The sequence below is a fragment of the Trichococcus shcherbakoviae genome, from assembly GCF_963666195.1.
Lineage (GTDB): Bacteria > Bacillota > Bacilli > Lactobacillales > Aerococcaceae > Trichococcus > Trichococcus shcherbakoviae.
Genome location: NZ_OY762653.1, coordinates 273,818 through 295,260, shown reverse-complemented (window position 1 = coordinate 295,260; position 21,443 = coordinate 273,818). Strand labels below are relative to the sequence as shown.

The 21,443-nt window shown below is 46.4% G+C and carries 25 protein-coding genes and 1 other RNA gene; 21 read left to right on the top strand and 5 right to left on the bottom strand.

All coding sequences use genetic code 11. From position 1 onward, the window contains the following. Positions 1-25: 25 nt before the first annotated feature. The 16 genes from fabT to ACKPBX_RS01210 all read left to right on the top strand — a co-directional run bounded on the left by fabT (position 26) and on the right by ACKPBX_RS01210 (position 12,767). Positions 26-487: a fatty acid biosynthesis transcriptional regulator FabT gene (gene fabT / locus ACKPBX_RS01285; RefSeq protein WP_168173158.1), complete on the top strand. Its 462-nt coding sequence runs from the start codon at positions 26-28 to the stop codon at positions 485-487. Next, entirely contained in the window at positions 487-1,470 is a 984-nt protein-coding gene (locus tag ACKPBX_RS01280) for a beta-ketoacyl-ACP synthase III (RefSeq protein ID WP_086627799.1), read from the top strand. Before fabT ends, ACKPBX_RS01280 begins: the two co-directional genes overlap by 1 nt. Before the next feature lie 25 nt (positions 1,471-1,495). After that, on the top strand, positions 1,496-1,723 hold the full coding sequence (locus tag ACKPBX_RS01275) for an acyl carrier protein (protein ID WP_086627800.1): 228 nt from the start codon (positions 1,496-1,498) through the stop codon (positions 1,721-1,723). 25 nt (positions 1,724-1,748) lie between these two features. Next, a complete protein-coding gene (fabK, locus tag ACKPBX_RS01270) occupies positions 1,749-2,708 on the top strand; it encodes an enoyl-[acyl-carrier-protein] reductase FabK (protein ID WP_086627801.1) in 960 nt (319 codons plus the stop codon). A 21-nt stretch (positions 2,709-2,729) separates the two neighbouring features. After that, positions 2,730-3,656 carry an ACP S-malonyltransferase gene (fabD, locus tag ACKPBX_RS01265; RefSeq protein WP_319995784.1) on the top strand — a complete coding sequence of 309 codons (927 nt, stop codon included), beginning with the start codon at positions 2,730-2,732 and terminating at the stop codon, positions 3,654-3,656. 29 nt (positions 3,657-3,685) lie between these two features. Further along, a complete protein-coding gene (gene fabG / locus ACKPBX_RS01260; RefSeq protein WP_319995783.1) occupies positions 3,686-4,417 on the top strand; it encodes a 3-oxoacyl-[acyl-carrier-protein] reductase in 732 nt (243 codons plus the stop codon). Positions 4,418-4,432: 15 nt separating this feature from the next. After that, the gene (fabF, locus tag ACKPBX_RS01255) at positions 4,433-5,668 is read left to right on the top strand and encodes a beta-ketoacyl-ACP synthase II (protein WP_319995782.1); all 1,236 of its coding nucleotides are present in this window, start codon (positions 4,433-4,435) and stop codon (positions 5,666-5,668) included. Positions 5,669-5,671: 3 nt separating this feature from the next. Continuing rightward, complete coding sequence (gene accB, locus ACKPBX_RS01250; protein ID WP_086627807.1) at positions 5,672-6,133, top strand: acetyl-CoA carboxylase biotin carboxyl carrier protein; 462 nt, start codon at positions 5,672-5,674, stop codon at positions 6,131-6,133. A gap of 18 nt (positions 6,134-6,151) precedes the next feature. Then, a complete protein-coding gene (gene fabZ, locus ACKPBX_RS01245) occupies positions 6,152-6,583 on the top strand; it encodes a 3-hydroxyacyl-ACP dehydratase FabZ (RefSeq protein WP_407702561.1) in 432 nt (143 codons plus the stop codon). Position 6,584: 1 nt separating this feature from the next. Beyond that, positions 6,585-7,961 carry an acetyl-CoA carboxylase biotin carboxylase subunit gene (locus ACKPBX_RS01240; RefSeq protein WP_319995781.1) on the top strand — a complete coding sequence of 459 codons (1,377 nt, stop codon included), beginning with the start codon at positions 6,585-6,587 and terminating at the stop codon, positions 7,959-7,961. A 36-nt stretch (positions 7,962-7,997) separates the two neighbouring features. After that, the gene (gene accD / locus ACKPBX_RS01235) at positions 7,998-8,873 is read left to right on the top strand and encodes an acetyl-CoA carboxylase, carboxyltransferase subunit beta (protein ID WP_319995780.1); all 876 of its coding nucleotides are present in this window, start codon (positions 7,998-8,000) and stop codon (positions 8,871-8,873) included. Continuing rightward, a complete protein-coding gene (gene accA, locus ACKPBX_RS01230; RefSeq protein ID WP_107995161.1) occupies positions 8,870-9,652 on the top strand; it encodes an acetyl-CoA carboxylase carboxyl transferase subunit alpha in 783 nt (260 codons plus the stop codon). Before accD ends, accA begins: the two co-directional genes overlap by 4 nt. A 117-nt stretch (positions 9,653-9,769) precedes the next feature. Continuing rightward, positions 9,770-10,741 (top strand): tetratricopeptide repeat protein, encoded by a 972-nt coding sequence (locus ACKPBX_RS01225; RefSeq protein ID WP_319995779.1) that lies wholly within the window; start codon positions 9,770-9,772, stop codon positions 10,739-10,741. Between the two features lie 114 nt (positions 10,742-10,855). Further along, a complete protein-coding gene (locus ACKPBX_RS01220) occupies positions 10,856-11,068 on the top strand; it encodes a cold-shock protein (protein ID WP_106449429.1) in 213 nt (70 codons plus the stop codon). Positions 11,069-11,147: 79 nt separating this feature from the next. Next, positions 11,148-11,558, top strand: coding sequence for a ribonuclease HI family protein (locus ACKPBX_RS01215; RefSeq protein ID WP_319995778.1), 411 nt, complete (start codon positions 11,148-11,150; stop codon positions 11,556-11,558). A gap of 228 nt (positions 11,559-11,786) precedes the next feature. Further along, positions 11,787-12,767 (top strand): aldo/keto reductase, encoded by a 981-nt coding sequence (locus tag ACKPBX_RS01210; RefSeq protein WP_319995777.1) that lies wholly within the window; start codon positions 11,787-11,789, stop codon positions 12,765-12,767. Positions 12,768-12,895: 128 nt separating this feature from the next. On the opposite strand, the gene ACKPBX_RS01205 is transcribed toward ACKPBX_RS01210, so the two are convergent. The 5 genes from ACKPBX_RS01205 to ACKPBX_RS01185 all read right to left on the bottom strand — a co-directional run bounded on the left by ACKPBX_RS01205 (position 12,896) and on the right by ACKPBX_RS01185 (position 15,808). After that, on the bottom strand, positions 12,896-13,057 hold the full coding sequence (locus tag ACKPBX_RS01205) for a hypothetical protein (RefSeq protein ID WP_319995776.1): 162 nt from the start codon (positions 13,055-13,057) through the stop codon (positions 12,896-12,898). Positions 13,058-13,243: 186 nt separating this feature from the next. Then, positions 13,244-14,416 carry a THUMP domain-containing class I SAM-dependent RNA methyltransferase gene (locus tag ACKPBX_RS01200; RefSeq protein WP_272160491.1) on the bottom strand — a complete coding sequence of 391 codons (1,173 nt, stop codon included), beginning with the start codon at positions 14,414-14,416 and terminating at the stop codon, positions 13,244-13,246. A 122-nt stretch (positions 14,417-14,538) separates the two neighbouring features. After that, positions 14,539-14,904: RNase P RNA component class B (gene rnpB / locus ACKPBX_RS01195), an RNA gene on the bottom strand. An 18-nt stretch (positions 14,905-14,922) separates the two neighbouring features. Next, complete coding sequence (gene gpsB / locus ACKPBX_RS01190; protein ID WP_086627826.1) at positions 14,923-15,264, bottom strand: cell division regulator GpsB; 342 nt, start codon at positions 15,262-15,264, stop codon at positions 14,923-14,925. Between the two features lie 169 nt (positions 15,265-15,433). Continuing rightward, positions 15,434-15,808, bottom strand: coding sequence for a hypothetical protein (locus tag ACKPBX_RS01185; protein ID WP_119093676.1), 375 nt, complete (start codon positions 15,806-15,808; stop codon positions 15,434-15,436). A 226-nt stretch (positions 15,809-16,034) separates the two neighbouring features. Between ACKPBX_RS01185 and ACKPBX_RS01180 the strand changes: the two genes are divergently transcribed. The 5 genes from ACKPBX_RS01180 (at position 16,035) to ACKPBX_RS01160 (ending at position 21,424) form a co-directional block, all read left to right on the top strand. Then, positions 16,035-16,517 carry a DUF3013 family protein gene (locus ACKPBX_RS01180; RefSeq protein ID WP_160117102.1) on the top strand — a complete coding sequence of 161 codons (483 nt, stop codon included), beginning with the start codon at positions 16,035-16,037 and terminating at the stop codon, positions 16,515-16,517. Positions 16,518-16,538: 21 nt separating this feature from the next. Continuing rightward, positions 16,539-17,489: a 50S ribosomal protein L11 methyltransferase gene (gene prmA / locus ACKPBX_RS01175; RefSeq protein ID WP_086627833.1), complete on the top strand. Its 951-nt coding sequence runs from the start codon at positions 16,539-16,541 to the stop codon at positions 17,487-17,489. A 3-nt stretch (positions 17,490-17,492) separates the two neighbouring features. Further along, on the top strand, positions 17,493-18,269 hold the full coding sequence (locus tag ACKPBX_RS01170) for a 16S rRNA (uracil(1498)-N(3))-methyltransferase (protein WP_319995775.1): 777 nt from the start codon (positions 17,493-17,495) through the stop codon (positions 18,267-18,269). After that, on the top strand, positions 18,262-18,927 hold the full coding sequence (deoC, locus tag ACKPBX_RS01165) for a deoxyribose-phosphate aldolase (protein WP_319995774.1): 666 nt from the start codon (positions 18,262-18,264) through the stop codon (positions 18,925-18,927). The genes ACKPBX_RS01170 and deoC overlap by 8 nt, the downstream gene beginning before the upstream one ends. Positions 18,928-19,204: 277 nt before the next feature. Beyond that, a complete protein-coding gene (locus ACKPBX_RS01160) occupies positions 19,205-21,424 on the top strand; it encodes a RelA/SpoT family protein (RefSeq protein ID WP_319995773.1) in 2,220 nt (739 codons plus the stop codon). Positions 21,425-21,443 lie beyond the last annotated feature (19 nt).

Below are 21,443 nucleotides of genomic sequence, written 5' to 3'. Positions count from 1 at the left end.
GGCATCGAAAGGAGGAGAGCTATCTTTGGATCATTCCATAGATAAAATTAACTCATATCTCGTAGCTGTCTTCAATGAAGTGTTGGATATCGAAGAGCGTGCATTGCGTGTCAGTACATTTTCTGATTTATCCATCAAAGAGATGCATACAGTCGAGGCAATCGGCATGTATCAAGCTCATACAACTTCTGAAGTAGCAAAAAAATTGAACATAACTGCGGGAACTTTAACGGTGGCCATAAACGCTCTGGTAAAAAAGGGGTATGTCGAACGCATTCGGATGGAGAAAGACCGCAGAGTCGTAAAACTAGGATTAACCAAAAAAGGACGCTTACTGTATCGTCTTCATGATAAGTTCCATAGAGAGATGGTAAAGAATACCATTCGCGATATGGAAGATCAGGAAGTGAAAGTTTTGCTGAAAGGCCTAAACAATCTTCACGGTTTCTTATTTGGTTTAGTTCAAAATATCAAGGAACAGGGTTGATGGAATTGGGTTCAAAAATTAGCGCAACAGGTCACTACCTTCCTGAACAGATCATCACGAATGATGATCTGTCTAAAATCATGGATACGAGTGATGAGTGGATCAGCAAAAGGACAGGCATCCGCAGCCGACACATTTCGAAGGATGAGAATACTTCCGATCTGTCAAGCAAAGCGGCCCTCAGAATTTTGCAAAACGGCAACATCACTGCAGACCAACTGGACTTCATCATTGTAGCAACAATGACGCCGGATGCTCTTAGCCCATCGACCGCTTGCTTAGTGCAGGAAAAGATAGGTGCAGTAAATGCTTTCTGTTTCGACATTAATGCAGCTTGTTCCGGCTTTGTCTACGCATTGTCTACCGGCCTCCATATGATGCAGAGCGGTCTATATCAATATGGGATGATCATCGGTGCTGAGACAATGTCGAAAGTCGTCAACTGGGAAGATCGTTCAACGGCTGTCCTGTTCGGGGATGGCGCAGGCGGTGTGCTGTTGGAACGAACGGAAGACGATTGCTTCGTTGCAGAAGCGATCCATTCCGATGGTGGACGCCATATGGCTTTGATGGCGAACACAATGAAAGTTGAAAACCCGTATGGAGACTCCTCTCAAGAGGACCAAGCTTTCCTTACGATGGATGGCAGAGCCATCTTCGACTTTGCAATCCGCAGTGTGCCTAGCGTCATACGCGAAGTGATGGAGAAAGGAAATCTTTCTGATGGCGACCTGAAGAAGATTTTGGCTCATCAAGCGAATGTACGCTTATTGGAGGCAATCAGCAAAAAAGTGAAATTGCCATTTTCATTGTTTGCCACAAACATTGCGGAAACGGGCAACACCTCAGCAGCAAGCATTCCGATACTGTTGGATCAGCTTGTTCAAACTAAGGAAATTCAACTCGGCACCAAAGATAAGGTGCTGATGACAGGATTTGGTGGCGGCCTCACTTGGGGAGCCATCGTAGTATCATTAAACTAAAAAAACATATTTGGAGGAATTTATTATGACATTCGAAAAAATCAAAGCAATCATCGTGGACCAATTGGACAAAGAAGAAGAAGAAGTACAATTAGCAACTAACTTCAGAGAAGACTTGGATGCAGACAGCTTGGACTTGTTCCAAATCATCAACGACATCGAAGACGAATTTGACATCAAAATCGAATCAGACGAAGGCATCAACACTGTTGAAGATTTAGTTAAATACGTTGAAGCGCAATTAGCAGAATAAGCAGTAGAAGGAAAGTAGGCCTTGTATGAAATCAGAATTATGTGAATTATTAGGTATTCAATATCCCATCATTCAAGGGGCAATGGCGTGGGTAGCGGATGCTGATTTGGCAAGTGCCGTTTCTAATGCTGGTGGTCTTGGTCTTATAGGGACTGGACATGATAGTGTGGATGTAGCGAATGAAAAAATTTCGAAAATGAAAGCATTGACGAATAAGCCCTTTGGCGTAAACATCATGCTTTTGAATCCGCATGTCGATGCAATTGTTGAAGCAGTGATCGCTTCCGGTGTCAAGGTTGTCACAACCGGCGCCGGAAGTCCAGCTCGCTATATGAACCAATTCAAAGAAGCAGGCATCACAGTCATTCCGGTTGTGGCTTCCGTAGCTTTAGCGAGAAGAATGGAGAAAGACGGCGCACACGCTGTCGTTGTCGAAGGCATGGAATCCGGTGGACACATCGGAAAAACAACGACAATTGCCCTGGTTCCTCAGGTTGTCGATGCCGTTTCCATTCCTGTCATCGCTGCCGGCGGTATCGGTGATGGACGCGGAATGGCAGCTGCTTTCATGTTGGGAGCATCTGCTGTTCAAGTCGGGACTCGTTTTGTAGTTGCCAAAGAATCCAATGCCCATCAAAATTTCAAGAATGCCATACTTAAAGCGAAAGACATCGACACAGTCATTACCGGTCAGATTACCGGACATCCTGTTCGTGTGTTGCGCAACAAGTTGACCAGAGAATATCTGCAAGTCGAGAAAGAAGAGACGAGCAAGGAAAATCCGGACTTCGCAAAACTTGAAGAAATGGGCAAAGGCGCTCTGAGAAGAGCGACTGTCGATGGTGATAAAGACTACGGTTCGATGATGGCCGGCCAGATTGCCGGTTTGATTTCGAAGGAACAGACGTGTCACGATATCATACAAGAGTATATGACGGAATGCAAAGAAGTTATCTTAGCCCAAGCAAAATTGTGGGCTGAGTAACAAACTTATAGAGGTGAAATTATGGCAACAGCTTTTGTCTATAGTGGTCAAGGTGCGCAATACTTCGGTATGGGTCAAGAACTTTATAACGAGTATGCAGTTGTGCGCACTGTTTTTGATGAAGCTTCCGCTACGCTTGGGTACGATGTTGCAGAACTATGTTTCCAAGAGAATGACAAGCTTCATTTAACTGAATATACACAACCAGCAATCTTAACGGTTAGCTACGCCCTTGATCAATTACTAGCTGAAAAGGGAATTCAGCCAGATTTTGTTGCAGGATTGAGCCTCGGAGAATATACAGCACTGGTGAAAGCCAATGCTTTTTCTTTTAATGAGGCTATTTCGCTCGTAGCGAAACGCGGCAAATACATGAGCGAAGCAGTTCCTGCAGGCCGTGGCAAAATGGCTGCGGTCATGAATGCGGAACGCGCTGTGATTGAAGAGTCTTGCCGGGAAGCAAGCGAGACAGCTTATGTCGCGCCAGCCAACTACAACATGCCGACCCAGATCGTCATCGGCGGGGAAATCGAAGGCGTCAATAAAGCCATCGAAATTCTTGAATCCAAAGGCGTGAAACGCATCATCCCGTTGAACGTCAGCGGTCCTTTCCATACAGCCCTGTTGCATCCTGCAGCGGAAAAGTTGGAAGGGGCTTTGTCTGATGTGACTGTCGATGAACCGAAGATACCGGTTGTAGGCAATACCGAAGCGACTATCGTAACAAGGGACGCAATCAAGGGTCTGTTGGTGCGCCAGATCGAATCGCCGGTATTATGGGAAGACAGCGTCCGCAAGCTGGTTGACCTGGGTGTGGACACCTTCGTGGAAGTCGGCCCAGGCACGACTTTAAGCAAATTCATCAAAAAAATCAATAAAGAGGTCGCTGTATACAATGTGGAGGATTTGAAATCCCTCAACAAGACCCTTGAAGCGTTACAAAAATAAAGAGATCTGACAAGAAATGAGGGATAGTCTTGGATTTAAAAGGAAAGACGGTCATCGTCACTGGTAGTTCAAGAGGAATCGGGGAAGCCATCGCTGAAGCGTATGCGAAACGTGGAGCCAATATCGTTCTGAATGCACGCAAACCGATTGCTGAAGAAAAAGTTGCGCATCTGGAATCTTACGGCGTCACTGTCAAAACAATCTTAGGTGATGTCAGCGATTTTCAGACTGCCAAAGAAATCGTCAGCCAAGCCAAAGAACTTTTCGGTTCCGTTGATGTTTTGGTCAACAATGCAGGGATTACCCGCGACAAATTGATCATGCGCATGGATGAAGAAGACTTCGATGCCACTTATCAAGTGAATCTGAAGGGTACCTTCAATATGATCCGTCACGCTTTGCCGCTTATGTTGAAGCAAAGAGCAGGAAGCATCATCAATATCTCAAGCGTCGTCGGCGAAACCGGAAATACAGGGCAGGCCAACTATGCCGCCAGCAAAGCCGGAATCATCGGATTGACGAAATCTGTCGCCCGTGAAGCTGCGACAAGAGGCATTACATGTAATGCTATTGCGCCAGGTTTCATCGAAACGGAAATGACGGATGTTCTTTCAGAAAAGATTCAGGAACAAATGTTGACGCAAATCCCATTGAAACGATTTGGAAAAGCCGAAGAAGTGGCAAACACTGCTGTCTTCTTAAGTGAGAATACTTATATCACCGGTCAGACCATCAGTGTCAATGGCGGAATGTACATGTAAGACAGGAGGATAAATATGAATCGCGTTGTTATTACAGGTATGGGTGCTATCACACCTTTAGGAAATACAGTCACTGAATATTGGGACGGCATCAAAAACGGTAAAAACGGTATTACTGCCATCACTAAATTTGACGCATCCGAAACGGGCGTTTCTGTCGCAGGCGAAGTGAAAGACTTCGAGGCGACTTTATATATGGACCGCAAAGAATACAAGCGTATGGATCTGTTCTCGCAATATGCGGTAGCAGCCTCTGCTCAAGCCGTGGAACAAAGCGGCATCGACATGGAAAAAATCGATGCGGATCGCTTTGGCGTTACCATCGGCTCAGGTGTCGGCGGTTTCATCACTATGGAATCCGGCATCATCAAAATGCATGAAAAAGGACCGAAACGCGTACCGCCTATGTTCGTACCGATGGCGATCGGAAACATGGCGGCAGGAAATACTGCCATCAAATTCGGCGCTAAAGGACCGAGCATGGACATCGTTACTGCTTGTGCTTCTGCGACAAACTCTATCGGAGAAGCTTTCCGCAGCATCAAGCATGGTTACGCAGATCTGATGCTTGCAGGTGGAGCAGAAGCAACGGTATGCGAAATCGGCATAGCTGGTTTTGCGGCATTGACTGCTTTGTCCACAAGCACTGATCCGGATCGCGCTTCCATTCCTTTCGACAAAGAAAGAAATGGTTTTGTAATGGGTGAAGGTGCCGGCATCTTGATGCTTGAAAATCTTGATCACGCATTGGAACGCGGCGCAAATATCTTGGCTGAAGTTGTCGGATACGGCGTCACTTGTGATGCTTACCATATGACGGCTCCATCTGCTGATGGAAGCGGAGCTGGCAAAGCGATGCTTCAAGCAATGAAAGAAGCAGGCATCACTCCGGCGCAAGTCGATTACATCAACGCTCACGGAACAAGCACAGCAGCAAACGACTCCGGCGAAACAGCTGCCATCAAATACGCATTCGGCGAAGAGGCGCACAACGTCGCTATCTCAAGCACAAAGAGCATGACTGGTCACCTACTGGGCGCTGCCGGTGGTATCGAAGCTGTTGTCTGCGTAAAAGCCATTCAAGATGACTTCATGCCGCCAACAATCGGGTTCCAAGTGGCTGATGAAGGCTGCGATTTGGACTACATCCCGAATGTCGGTCGTGAAAAAGAAGTCACTTACACATTGAGCAACTCTTTGGGCTTCGGCGGCCACAATGCCGTACTATGTTTCAAAAAATGGGAGGCTTAATACGTGAATATTGAAGATGTAAAAAGCCTTATTTCCTTGATCGATGAATCAACCTTGACTGAATTACATTATCAGACAGGCGACTTTCAACTTTTGTTGTCCAAGAACAAGTTAGTTCAATCGAACCAGCAATCAAACGACAGCGTTCCGGCAGCAGCTCCAACTCCAACAGTGACTGCTCCGGTCCAAAACATCAAAGAAGCCGTTTCTGAAGCGACTGCGAAAAAAGAAGGACAGATCATTACTTCTCCGATTGTCGGTGTTGTGTACCTAGCACCGACTCCGGATGCGAAACCGTATGCCACTAAAGGTCAGAATATCGCTAAAGGCGACGTTGTCTGCTTGGTGGAAGCAATGAAACTTATGAATGAAATCAAAAGCGAATTCGATGGGGAAATCGTTGAAGTGTTGGTTGAAAATGAACAAATCGTTGAATACAACCAACCGCTGTTCCGCATCGTCTAATAAAAGGAGACTAATATAATGAGTTTATTAAGTGCACAAGAAGTAATGGCTATCATCCCAAACCGCTACCCGATTTTCTTCATCGACAAAGTTGAAGAATTGACACCAGGCGAACACATCGTCTGCTACAAAAACGTAACAATCAACGAACCTTTCTTCCAAGGACATTTCCCAGGCGAACCAGTAATGCCAGGCGTATTGATCGTTGAAGCGTTGGCGCAAGCTGGTTCTATTCCTTTGTTGACATTACCTGATTTCAAGGGACAAACAGCTTACTTAGGCGGATTGAATAAAGTCAAATTCCGTCAAAAAGTTGTTCCTGGCGATGTTGTTCGCCTTCAAGTTGATATCATCAAATTGAAAAAATTTGCAGGTATCGGTTATGGACAAGCTTTTGTCGGAGACAAAAAAGTTTGTGAAGTTGAAATGACATTCATCATTGGTAGATAATATGTTTACGAAGGTATTGATCGCAAACAGAGGAGAAATTGCTGTCAGGATCATTCGTGCTTGTCATGAATTAGGAATCCAGACGGTAGCGGTCTATTCTGAAGCTGACCGCGAAGCGTTGCATACCCAACTGGCCACTCAGGCTATTTGTATCGGGCCTGCAAAAGCGAGCGATTCCTATTTGAATATGACAAGCATTTTGAGTGCGGCAGTCGTTACAGGAGCCCAAGCCATCCATCCAGGCTTCGGTTTCCTCTCGGAAAACAGTGCATTCGCCACGATGTGCGAAGAAATGAATATCCGATTCATCGGACCTTCTTCCACCATCATCGACCTGATGGGCAACAAAGCAAACGCCCGCAAAACGATGATCGCAGCAGGCGTGCCCGTAACCCCGGGAAGCGAAGGCTACATCTCTTCTTATGAAGAGGCAGTGCTGCAAGCAGAGAAAATCGGTTATCCGGTCATCCTGAAAGCTGCCGCTGGCGGCGGCGGTAAAGGGATGCGGAAAGTCTACCAAGAAAACGGTTTGGAGGCAGCCTTCAGCCAAGCGAAGGCGGAAGCTAAGGCAGCCTTCGGGGATGACCGCATGTATCTTGAAAAGATCATTACCCCGGCTCGCCATATCGAAGTGCAGATTTTAGGGGATTCATTCGGCAATGTTGTCCATCTGGGCGAACGCGATTGCTCCCTTCAGCGTAATCATCAGAAAGTGCTGGAAGAGAGCCCGTCCACGTTCATCTCTGAAGAGACACGCAAAGCGATGGGGGACGTCGCCATCCGTGCGGCTAAACATGTCGGCTACACCAACGCTGGCACTATCGAGTTTCTCGTTGATGCGGACCAACGTTTCTATTTCATGGAAATGAACACGCGTATCCAAGTGGAGCATCCGGTAACCGAAATGGCGACTGGCATCGATATCGTCAAGGAACAATTGCGCATCGCGAGCGGTGAGCCTTTGTCCTTTACGCAAGATGAGGTTGTCATCACCGGTCACACGATCGAGTGCCGTATCAACGCTGAAAATCCGGCTTTGGGCTTCCGCCCTTCATCCGGGAAAATCGACTACCTATTCTTGCCTAGCGGCGGGAATGGACTGCGTGTCGAAAGCGCCATGTATGGAGGATATACGATTCCGCCATTCTATGACTCGATGATCGCCAAAATCATCACAAAAGGCGAGAACAGAAGTGAGGCAATCGCCAAAATGAGGCGTGCGCTTCAGGAACTTGTCATCGAGGGAGTCGACACGAACCAATACTTCCAGGAAGATATTCTGCAGGATCCTAATTTCATTTCCGGAGATTACGATACGGAATATCTTCAGAATGTGTTCCTGAAAACGTGGGCACCTGAAGAAGAGGAAAGTGAATAAATCAATTAGTCAAGAAGTCACACTAGAGGTGAGGAAATGAAATTATTTCGTAAGCGTCCTTACATTCCGATAGCCCAAGTTCCCGCTTCAAAAGCAGACGTTCAGAAACCGATCGTTCCTGAAGGCTTATGGGAAAAATGCCCGAATTGTCAAAAGACGATCTACAGCAAGGATTTGGGGAAAGATAAAGTATGCCCTCATTGTGCCTATAATTTCAGGATTTCGGCCTATGAACGTATTTCCAATATCGTTGATGAAGGTTCTTTTGATGAATGGAACGTGCTCATGCCCGAAGAAAATCCATTGGCTTTTCCGGGGTATGAGAACAAACTGAAGATTGCCAAAGAAAAAACGGGACTTGACGAGGCGGTTGTAACCGGCGCGGCATTCATCAATAAGCATAAAGTTGCTTTGTGTGTGATGGATTCGAACTTTATCATGGCAAGCATGGGGAAAGTTGTCGGCGAGAAGCTGACGCTCGCGTTTGAACGCGCAACGTCAGAAAAGCTCCCGATCATCGTCTTCACGGCTTCGGGCGGCGCCAGAATGCAAGAGGGCATCATGTCCTTGATGCAGATGGCGAAAGTCAGCGTTGCAGTCTCCAATCACAGTAAAGCAGGACTGTTGTACATCACAGTCCTGACCGATCCGACGACTGGGGGCGTAACGGCCAGCTTTGCGATGCAAGGGGATATCATCCTGGCGGAAACTGGCGCGACTGTCGGGTTCGCCGGCAAACGCGTCATCGAACAGACAATCAAAGCGAAATTGCCTGATGGCTTCCAGACAGCTGAAAAGGTGCTGGAAAACGGCTTTATCGACAAAATTGTAGCCAGAAAAGATTTAAAGAGAGCATTGCAGCATCTTTTGCTGTTGCATGCTCCTGCAGAAAAGGCGGGTGAAGTGCAGTGAAGGATGTCAAAGAAATTATCACATCTGCAAGAAGCATCTCCCGTCTGACGGCGACAGAAATGATCCATGCCATCTGTGAAGGTTTCGTTGAATTCCACGGCGACAGAAAGTTCGGTGACGACCCTGCTATCGTCGGTGGAATCGCATTGCTGGATGACATGCCGGTAACTGTCATTGGAACACAAAAAGGCCATGATGTGACTGAAAATGTCTACCGGAATTTCGGATCCCCACATCCGGAGGGCTATCGGAAGGCGATTCGTTTGATGAAACAGGCGGAGAAATTCAATCGTCCGATCGTAACTTTCATCAATACCTCAGGTGCTTTTTGCGACGTCGACTCTGAGGATCGAGGCATCGGTGAAGCAATCGCTGAATCGCTTTTGGTGATGAGTCAATTGACGGTTCCTTTCATCGCCATCTTCATCGGCGAGGGAGGCAGCGGCGGTGCCTTGGCGCTCGCAATGGGCAACGAGGTATGGATGTTGGAGAATACCATGTATTCTGTCCTTTCCCCGGAAGGCTTTGCATCCATTTTATGGAAAGATTCTTCACGATCCGATGAAGCAGCCAAAGTAATGAAGTTGACGCCTGATGATCTCTTTTCATTGGACGTCATTGACAAAATCATTATGGAAACCCGCAGGAAAGTGGCCCGTAAATCGGATGATGTCATGTTGGAACTGAAGCGGGAATTAAGTGCCAAGCTGAAAGAGCTGAAGCAACTGACTCCAGCTGAATTGGTCGAGCAACGACAGAAACGATTCCGCAACTATTGATTCAAGAACAGCTATCGACCGTCCGCGCAGCAGCAGCTGTGTGGGCGGTTTTTTTCGCGTTCGCTTTTGTGTTATAATGACCTAACAGGAAAATCAGCGTAGATTGGGGTGATGGAAATGGGAGAAAAAATTGTTTTTCCATTAAATTACGAAGGATACTTGAAAAAGGGATTGTTGGCATTTGAAGAGGGGAATCTGCAGCTTGCCGAAGAATGGATCGGCAAGGCTGTTGCCATCAAAAAAGCGGACGATATCCTCCCGCTGTATCTCATGTTGCTGCAGGAGACAGATCAAGCAGAGAAGAGTCTGGAAATGATAACTGAAATGCGTCCGGATATTGCTTCCTCCATTTCGGTGGACGACATCGATTTCCTTTACTTGAAAGGTTTGTCGCATTCCGGATCATTCGACATGGCCCGCGAGCAAATCGAAGCACGCAAAAATACTTTCGGTCTGTCGATGGAACATCAATTCGCTTTGGAGCAATTGGAGGCTGAAGTCGAGAAAGTTGAACTGAAGAATTTGGAGAAAAAACTGAAAAAAAGTTCAGAAATCCTCCAAGCCGAAAAAACCATCGATAGGCAACCGTTCCACAAGCAACAAACATACGCGCAACAATTGAAGGAATTGGAGGATGACCAATTCGGCAAGATAGCGCAACGCCTCCTCATGAATAACAATCTCCACCGGATGCTCAAGACAGAGATCATCCATCAATTTCTTGCGCGCGGGCTCCATCCGACGGTTACTGTCAGATTGGACGGGAACGAAGAAAAATTGGATCTGGCTGGAGTTGTCCCGTTGATCGACTCGAAAACGTACAAAGAAGGAATGGCGTATATCCGGGAAGAAATTGCCAATAAAAATCTGACTATGGCAGATGCCATGGAGAATGCCTTCTTCATGCAATTATCCCTCCTTTATCCGTTCGAAGATAGGACGATCCTATCCGTGACGGAATGGTTGGAGGTGCTCTACCGCATTTATAACGGGGCCGAATCGACGGGCGAGCCAAGCGAAAAGAGCATCCGTGATGAAATTGAACAATTGGAAAGTAAGCTGGCCGAATTTTTCGGGTTTTTTGAATAATTGCCAATGAAGCTATCAGAATAATTGACTCTATAGGGATTCCTCTCTATAATGGGGGTAACCCGTCTTTGTGAAAGCAGTTCCAAAGAAATGAGTTTTTAAGGAGGATGTACAATGGAATTTGGCAAAGTAAAGTGGTTCAATAATGATAAAGGGTATGGTTTTATTGAACTCGACCAACAGGATGACGACATTTTCGTACATTTTACCGGTATAGCTGGAGAAGGCTTCAAAAGACTTGAAGAGGGGCAACGCGTTCAGTTCGATATCGCTGAAGGCGTAAGAGGACCACAGGCCACAAATGTGATCGTCTTGGCAGAATCATAAAAAAGTACAGTAAACCGCAAAGGTGAGGGGAATCCGTTCAGGATTTTCTTTCACCTTTGTTTTTTAGGATGTGGAACATTTGATAAAATTATTTGTGGATGGGGCGGCTACCGGAAAAGAAGGCTATGCAGCCATCGGGATTTTGATCGTTGAGGACGGCGTACAAGAGCAGATAGGTTTGCCTTTAGAGGACAGAATGGATAATCATCGGGCCGAATTCGAAGCGCTCCTGTATGGTTTGCGTCATCTGAAAAAACAAAACAAACAGGACCAGCTCGTTTTTTGTTACACCGACAGTAAACTCGTTGCTGAGTCGATCCGGAAAAAGTATACAAAAAAAGCGGAACACAAATTGTATCTGGAGGAGGCATTGCAGGATTTGGCTGCATTCCCAAATTTTTATTTGGAATGGATTCCGGAAAAGGAAAACAAAGGGGCAGATAATCTCGCCAAAAAAGCGCTGTATCAGCTTATCAAAAAGAAAAAATGAGTCCGAAAGGGCTGTCTTCCGGAATCCAAAAAAAGCAATTTTCATATCTCAATAAAGGCTCTCTCCGTTCTTGTTTGAAACGGGGATGGTTTTTTTGTTAGCCTCCAGTCGCTTTTTAGTGTAAACGAGTCATAGATTATGCTTGACTTGGAGTTCACTTCAAGGAGTATATTATCACTAACATAGTAAATTTCTATGTCATCAAATTGAAGATGGAGGGAATTATTGATGGATTATGTGAAATTCGGCAATACAGGAATGGATGTTTCACGGATTTGTTTGGGAGCCATGGGATTCGGCAATCCGAATAGCGGCTTCCATAATTGGGTGCTGGAAGAAGAAGAGAGCAGAAAAGTCATAAAAAGTGCGTTGGATTTGGGGATCAATTTCTTTGACACGGCAAACATCTACTCATACGGAGCCAGTGAAAGCATACTCGGGAAAGCCTTGAACGATTACGCCAACCGGGATGAGATCGTGGTGGCGACAAAAGTACATCAGCAGATGCGCCAGGCACCGAACGGAGGGGGCCTTTCCCGCAAAGCAATCCTGACTGAAATCGATCACAGTCTGGAAAGGTTGGGCATGGACTATGTGGACCTTTACATCATCCACCGTTGGGACTACAACACACCAATCGAGGAAACGATGGAAGCCCTGCATGATGTAGTGAAATCCGGCAAAGCCCGCTATATCGGCGCATCCGCCATGTTCGCGTGGCAATTCGCCAAAGCGCAATCTGTTGCCGAAAAAAACGGCCTGACAAAGTTTGTTTCGATGCAGAATCACCTGAATCTCTTGTACCGGGAGGAAGAGCGGGAAATGCTGCCGTTGTGCACGGATCAAAAGATTGCTGTAACGCCATACAGCCCGTTGGCTTCAGGGAGACTCACCCGTGATTGGTCGGCCACTACGAAACGCTTCGAAACGGACCAAGTGGCGAAGCATAAGTATGATACGACCGAAGCGCAGGACCGCGTCATCGTGGAACGGGTTGCAGCGATTGCCGAAAAATATGGCGTCGAGAGGGTTCAGGTTGCTTTGGCTTGGCTGCTGCAGAAGGATCAAGTCGTTGCGCCGATCATCGGAGCCACCAAGGAAAGCCATCTGACCAGCGCTATTTCGGCTCTCGACTTCAAGCTTTCTGCGGAGGACATTCTGTCTCTGGAAGAACCATACATCCCTCATCACATAATGGGGCACAACTAAAAAGATTCGAGTTTGAAAATACAAATAAGCCCGAATGGATTCCTGCAGCCAGGAGATCTATTCATGCTTTCTTTTCTTGGATTGTTCTCTATGTTCAGCGGTTATTTCCTTTGTTAGGGTGACAGGGATTATTCCTTATAGTCCGTCGAGGCGGCCAATTCAGTTTGCGTCCGGAAATCGGCTAAGCGCTTCTCGAGCGTAGCAATGGTGCTGGCCAGCGCTTGCGAACCAAGCACCATGCGGAGTGGTGCCGGTGTGATATTAACGCTTTCGATGAATCGTTTTGCCATCTCTGTAGGATTTCCGGGTGCCAGTACGTTTGTGGAAGCAAGCATCGCAAGAAAGCTGTGCGGCAGTGTTGATCAGTCTTTCAACCAAAAGCTTTGCCCACGCAAATAGGGTTACTATCCAAAAAAAGCAGTCTGAACTCCCTCTCTGATGCGGGGCGTTCGGACTGCTTTTATTTATTTAAAAAATTATTTTTCTTTGGTTTCGCTGGCGTCAAGTTCTTTTTTGATTCTTGGCGGGCGCGTTCCCCAATATTGGAAGAAATCGGTACGCAATCTGCCGTTGTAGAGTTTGCGTTTTTTCGTGGCTCTTTCGCCGTAGAATTCTTCGAAAAGCAATTCGCTCGTCAGGATGTATTTGCTCCATGTCTTCAATGGACGGAAAACTTGGCCCATCTCTTTGTAGAGTATCTCGATCTCTTCCTGATCGGAAAGTCGCTCACCGTATGGCGGGTTGCAGACGATCGTGCCGTATTCCTTGGTAGTCGTGAAGTCGGCCAAAGCCAATTGTTTGAAAGTGACATAATCCGCAACACCTGCTTTTTCGGCATTGCTCTTCGCGATGGCGATGACGTGCGGATCGATGTCCGAACCTCCGATATCCAACTTCACATCGAAGTTGGCGGCAGCTTTTGCTTCATTGCGGATGCGATCCCATAAACCTTCTTCAAAAATGTTCCATTCTTCGGAAGGGAATGAGCGCTTCAATCCAGGCGCGATGTTCAGGCCGATCAGAGCGGCTTCGATCGGAATCGTGCCGGAACCGCAAGTTGGGTCATAGAAGGGGCGGTCAGGGAACCAATTGGTCAACATCACCAAAGCGGCTGCCATATTTTCCTTCAATGGTGCGCCGCCTTTTTCGGAACGGTAACCGCGTTTGAAAAGGCTGGAACCGCTCGTGTCGATCGTCAGGATCACTTCATCCTTGTTGATGGCCACTTCGATCGGATAGAGTGCGCCGGATTCAGGCAAACGGGTACGACGGTGGTAGTATTCGCTCAGGCGGTTGACGATGGCCTTTTTGACGATTGCTTGGCAATCGGGGACACTGTATAAGGTCGATTTTTGCGATTTGCCGGAAACAGGGAATTCCGCATCCATCGGTAGGATTTGTTCCCATGGCAAAGCTTTCGTTTGTTCGAAAAGATCATCGAAAGTTTTTGCTTCGAATTTGCCGAATACGATTTTGATGCGGTCAGCGGTGCGCAGCCACAGGTTGGTGGTGATGATGTCCGCTTCCGTACCGGAGAAGTAGGCTTTGCCGTTCTCGACCTGGACGTTGTAGCCCATTTTTTTCAGCTCATTGCCGGTGATGGCTTCGATGCCGCTTGCGGCCGTAGCCATTAATTGATATGTTTTCATTTATTGCTCCTTATTGTTTTGCCTTAGAAATTGCCGGATAATGCACGAAAAATGGGACAAAAATTAGCTTGTCCCATCCTCGATCGTATTCTTTTTGAAGAAAAAAAGCCTGATTTGTAAATTTCTGTAAGCCATGTTCTGTCGCGCCATCGGAGCCAGGCCTCTGATGGCGGAGGTAATTATCTATCTGCATTTCTGCCTCTTTCCCTCGTTCATTTCCTTGGAAAGAGTGCCCCTACCAAAGTTTGGGTTGCTCGCTCGAGGGGTTTACCGCGTTCCACCAGAAAGGTTTCCCCGTCTGCTTCGTCACTGTGGCACTTTCAAGAATACTCAGGCATAGGCAGAGCCCTTAGCCTTTTTTTCTGCCGTCAATCTATCGATTGCCTTAGCTTATTGTTTCGCTAAGCACGAACACTACAAGCATCTCAGCTTGTGCGAGCATGGACTTTCCTCAGCCTCCATGAAGGAGACCGCAATTACCCGAAATTTACAAATGGTTTTTGATGCTAGTTTGCTTCTTCGTTGGTTTCATCCAGTTTTGAACCGAATACATGTTTCTCCAAGTTGGAAAGGCGTTTCAGAATATCAAAATTCGTTACACCGCTGCCGACTGATGATGCGTTCGATTGGGTCGGCTTAGCTAAAACTGCTTGCTTCGTCAACTCATCCACACGGCTCATCAAACGTTCATTTTCGCTTTGAAGATAAGAAAGGTCTTTTTGATAAGATTCATAATCTCTTATGATCATATCCAGATATTCATCGACTTCTGCAACGTTATAGCCTCTCATAGCGCTTTTGAATTCTTTTTGCAGAATATCTTTAGTTGTTAGATTTTTATCTGCCATATTTGCACACCTCGTTAGTTGTCCTTGTTACCTAAACAGTATAGCATAAAATCGTAATATTAATAAGCAAATATTCTAATCAACATCATATCAGGCTTTTCGCATAAACTCAACCTAAATTTTTATTTTCCCCACCGGTTAGTGAGGCAGCCAGAAATGTTTGGAAAGCCTAATAGGGCATGGCTCCTTGGAAATTTATGATGATGTAGTGCTTGTTTCCGGATTTGGTTGTCGTGATGGATAAATTTTCATTAAGAACAGGTTGCTTGCCGAATATCTCCAACAGAAAGCTCTTGAAGACCTTATCCGTTTTGGATTGCAGTACCTCTTTGAAGAGTTCGCTTTTTGTGGCCGGATCGATGCCGTCTTCGAAAATGATTTTTTCATCCGCTGTGAGATAATCCTCAGCCAACAGTATTTCAGCCCTTCGACCGAACGGAATCTGGACTTTCAAGCTGTCTTTGTATTCTGTTTTCTGGTAATCACGGGCGATGCGCGTCACTAAGTAATCGATGGATTGTCTGATCTCTGATTGTTCTGTCATGAAATATCCCTCCAACTTTTTGCCTGACCTAAATATATCACAAACCGCCCCTTATATAAATCGTTCGCTGCATGTCGCGTGCCGTTTTTCGGAAAATGATTTGTTGATGCATAGCCCGGAATATATCTTTGTCCCGTTTTTTGCTACAATGGATGGAGAGCTTCATCCCGAAGCGGTACACATCCATTTAGGCACTGCCGAAACAAATAAAACGAGGAGGAAGACAATGGACAAAAGTATGATCGACAAAATCCACGAGGAATTGGAAGAACAGCAATTGCCTTGTGAATGGCGATTGGAGTGGCATAAACCCTTCCATACAGTCGAAATTGTGTTATTATTAGAAGTCAGTTATCCTCCAGACAACAGTATTTCTGATATATTTGGCCATTCGAATCATGAAGATCGGTTCGTTTTTGAAGATTCCGTTTTATTCTATGATCGTGCATCTTCAAAAATCAAAACAGAGGAGTATTTGACCGGCATCCCATTCGATCGGAAAAAAGGGATCCAGGGCGGATTGGCCGAGGCTGTGGTCAAGAACATACGCTTGACGGTAGGCGAAGCAAACAGCAAACTCAGGGATTTTCTGAGTAATGAAGGAGACTCCAGCTTCGAATTGCATTGGAATGAGCTGAATTTTATGCAGACAATCGAAACACTGAAGGAACTAGGAAGATTTGATGAAACGTATTATCGTTATCCTTAATGATAGGAAAGGTGATTGCAAATGGAATGGAATGAAGTGAAGGTTGTGACTGCTACCGAAGCGGTTGAGGCTGTATCGAATATATTGATGGAAGCCGGTGCGAAAGGCGTCGCCATAGATGACGAATTAGACTTCGTCAATCTGCAGGATGACGGTTTCGGCCAGATAAAAGAGGAACGTGCGTTGCCTGAAGAAGGGCATGCCGTTTATATCATGGCTTATTATCCGAACAATGCGGGTTTTCAGGACACTGTGTTGTTCATCAAAGAACAGCTGGCGGAGCTGGAAAAAATTGATCTGAAGATCGGGAAGAATGAGCTTCAGATCAACCAAGTGAAAGAAGAGGATTGGGAAAATTCCTGGAAGGAATATTTCCATCCGATCCGCTTGACGCGTTTTTTGACGATCGTACCTTATTGGGAAGACTACACGCCTGAAGATGAAAAAGAAATGCTGATTCAGTTGGACCCCGGGATGGCCTTCGGTACCGGCACGCATCCGACAACGCGTCTGTCCATCGAAGCACTCGAAGCAGTGATGCGGGGCGGCGAAAAAGTGATCGATGTCGGAACCGGGTCAGGCGTGCTGAGCATCGCAGCCAAGGCAATGGGCGCGGACACAGTCTACGCTTACGATATCGATGAAATCGCAACACGCGTCTCCAAAGAGAATATTGCTTATAATGCTTATGCTTCGGACGTCATCGTCAAAGAGAACAACCTTTTGGTAGGGATCGCTGATCAAGAAGCGGACATCATCGTTGCGAATATCCTAGCAGAAATCCTGCTGCTGTTGCTTCCCGATGCCTACAAGAACCTCAAGGATGATGGCTATTTCATCCTTTCGGGCATCATCGAATCGAAGAAAGCGGAACTGATCGATGCTTTGATCAGCAATGGCTTTGAGATCGAGCAAGAAAAGCAAATGAAAGATTGGGTCTGCCTGATCTGCACAAAAAATGTGGAGGATTGAAGCATGCAACGATACATCATTCCGCCTCTAACAAGAGATTATCAAACGCAGCCGATCATTTTGTCGGATGATTTCCATCACCATATGGTGCATGTGATGCGCATGAAGCAGGGGGAGCAAGTATATTTGGCCGACAATTCAGGCATTTCGTTCGTTGCGGAGCTCATTGACATATCCGCAAATACGGTCAGTTTGAAATGGGTGGTTGATGAAGACCGCTCAACGGAACTTCCGGTCAAGATTACGATTGCCTGCGGCTTGCCGAAAGGCGACAAGCTGGAATATATCGTACAGAAGGGCACAGAGTTGGGCGCGGTAGCCTTCATCCCGTTCGCAGCAAAAAATGCGGTTGTGAAGTGGACAGCCGACAAAAGCGCAAAAAAACAGCAGCGCCTGCAGAAAATTGCGAAAGAGGCAACGGAGCAATCGCACCGCCAAAAAGAGCCTTTTGTGCATCCTGTCCACAACCTCAAAGAGTTGTTGGCGGAAGCGGAAAAATATAGTAAAGTATTGATTGCCTATGAAGAGGATGCAAAGGCCGGTGAGGGCAGTACCCTGGTGAACACATTGGAAAATCTTGGACCAGGCGATTCGTTGTTGTTTGTGTTTGGGCCTGAAGGCGGATTAGCGCCGGAAGAACTGGTGGCATTCAGAAAAGCCGGCCATAAGAGCTGTGCGTTGGGGCCGAGGATTTTGCGGGCTGAAACAGCCCCTTTGTATGCATTGACGGCAGTATCCTATGAAATGGAATTAAGAAAGGGAGCGGATAAAAATGGTTGAAAAATTAAACAAATACATCGATCACACTTTACTAAGACAAGATGCGACAGAGGAGGAAATCAAGGCCCTTTGCGAAGAAGCGAGGGAATATGACTTCAAATCCGTTTGTGTACAACCCTTCTGGGTCAAGAAAGTAGAAGCCTTCCTGACCGGTTCGGATGTGCTTGTCTGTACTGTCGTGGGTTTTCCGCATGGCGCCAATACGGCAGAAGTGAAAACTTTCGAAGCAAAACAGGCGGTTCAGAACGGTGCCGATGAAGTGGATATGGTCATCAATATCGGAGCTTTAAAGGATGGCAATTATCAAACTGTTGAACATGAAATCGCAGCTTTGGTCGAAGCCGTCAAAGGCAAGGCGATCCTGAAGGTCATCATCGAGACGTGCCTGTTGACCGATGAAGAGAAGGTCATTGCTTGCCAGTTGGCTCAAAAGGCAGGAGCTGACTTTGTCAAGACATCCACCGGTTTTTCAACAGGTGGCGCAACATTGGAGGATATCGCACTGATGCGCAAGACAGTCGGTCCTGTGATGGACGTAAAAGCAAGCGGTGGTGTGCGCTCATATGAAGATGCATCGGCCTTCATCGCAGCCGGCGCAACGCGTTTGGGCACTTCCAGCGGCAAGAAAATCGTCGAAGGTTGGCTTGCGGCTAATTAAATGCATGGGGTGCTCCGTTTGCATCCGAATAATTAAATGATCAAGGAAACCTTGAGGGCCTTCTTTTTATGAAGCTGTCCTTCAAGGTTTTTTTTTGGTGCTTAAAGCTTGTGAACAGGGGATAAATGTTGATGGCGCATCGTTCCGATTTAAAGTATAATAAAGGGAAATATATTTTCTTTTTTGTTTGCAAAATATGATATATTCAGCAGCCTTTCCGTTTGCGGACGGAATCGCAGTAAGTAAATACATAATCTTAAGAGTCAGGAGTGACAACATGCCGAAAATCAAAACCTATTCGCCTGAAGAGGTTGTGCAGCTATGCGCGGAATATATGAATGAAACCCATGTGGCATTTGTCCAAAAAGCGTGTGATTTTGCCAGGGAAGCCCATAGCGGACAGATGCGCAAGTCCGGCGAGGAGTACTTCGTTCATCCGACCCAAGTCGCAGCGATATTGGCAGATTTGAAATTAGATCCAGAAACGATTGCAACGGGATTTTTGCATGATGTTGTGGAAGATACAGAATATACAGAATATACCTTAGAGGATATCGAGCGGGAATTCTCCAAAACCGTAGCTATCCTGGTCGATGGCGTCACGAAGTTGGGGAAGATCGAATACAAGTCGCATGAAGAGCAGCAAGCTGAAAACCATCGCAAGATGTTGATGGCCATGGCGAAGGATTTGCGGATCATCATGGTGAAGTTGGCGGATAGATTGCACAACATGCGCACGCTGAAATACCATAAACCGGAAAAACAACGGACCATATCCAATGAGACACTGGAAATTTACGCACCTTTAGCCCACCGCTTAGGGATGAACCGGATCAAATGGGAATTGGAGGATACGTCGCTCAGGTATCTGAACCCGCAGCAATATTATCGGATTGTTCATTTGATGAACAGCAAACGCGATGAACGGGAACTGTACATCAAAGATACAATCAATAAAATCAAAGAATCAATCGATGAATTGGAAATTGAAGCTGACATCTACGGCAGACCGAAGCACATCAACTCCATCTACCGAAAAATGAAGGACCAAAAGAAACAGTTCACGGAAATCTACGATCTGTTGGCTATCCGCGTCATCGTCCATTCAATCAAAGATTGTTATGCCGTTTTGGGGGCCATCCACACAAAATGGAAACCTATGCCGGGCCGCTTCAAAGACTATATCGCCATGCCCAAAGCGAATATGTATCAGTCACTGCACACGACCGTCATCGGGACGCAGGGAACACCCGTAGAAATCCAAATCCGGACAATCGAAATGCACCAAGTCGCGGAGTATGGGGTTGCGGCGCACTGGGCATACAAAGAAGGCATCACCAAAAAAATCGATCCGGATAAAATGCCCCATCAGATCGATTGGTTCCGCGATCTGATCGATCTGCAGGATGATTCCAAGAACGCCAGCGAATTCGTAGAAAGCGTGAAGGAGGATATTTTCAAGGACAAGGTCTATGTCTTCACTCCAAAAGGCGATGTCGTGGAATTGCCATCCGGTGCCGGTCCTTTGGATTTCGCTTATAACATCCATACCGAAATCGGACACAAAACCATCGGGGCGAAAGTCAACGGGAAGATTGTCCCTTTGAATTACAAGCTGCAGAATGGCGACATCATCGAAGTGATGACATCCCCGAACTCATTCGGTCCAAGCAGGGACTGGGTCAACTTGGTTTCCACAAGCAAAGCAAAAAATAAAATCAAACGCTACTTCAAACTGCAAGACCGCGATGGACATGTGATCAAAGGCCGGGATATGCTGGAAAAACAATTGGCGGAAATGGAGTTTTCGCCAAAAGAGTTCCTTACAAAACTAGCGATCAAAGATTTGTTGAATCGCTTCAATGTGAATTCGGAAGATGACCTCTATGCCGCCATCGGCTTCGGTGAACTGTCTGCGTTCATCGTTTCGAACCGTTTGACCGAGAAAGCTCGCCGCGAGCGGGATAAACACAAAGCGGAACAACAGTTGGACACGATCGAGCAAAAAACAAAAAAAGATAATCCTAAAATGAAGATCCGTCATGAAGGCGGCGTAGTCATTCAAGGTGTGGACAATCTGCTCATCCGCATCAGCCATTGCTGCAATCCGGTCCCGGGGGATGAAATTGTCGGTTACATCACGAAAGGCCGCGGCATCTCTGTCCATCGGAAAGATTGCCCGAATGTTCAGGTGTCCGGAGAGCACGGCGATCGCTTGATTGATGTCGAATGGGAAGATTCCGGCACCTCCAATATCGATTACGAAACCGAATTGACGGTTGAGGGGTACAATCGCTCAGGCCTGTTGAACGAAATCCTGCATGTGGTGAATACGATGACCAAAAATCTCAGCAGCGTGAACGGAAAAGTCGACAGCAATAAAATTGCGGTCATTACGCTGAAAATCGGAATCCAAAATTTGAGTCAACTGGATAAAATCGTCGATAAAATCAAGAACATCCCGGATGTTTACACAGTCAGAAGGGTCACATCCTAATCAAAATGAATAGAGGGCA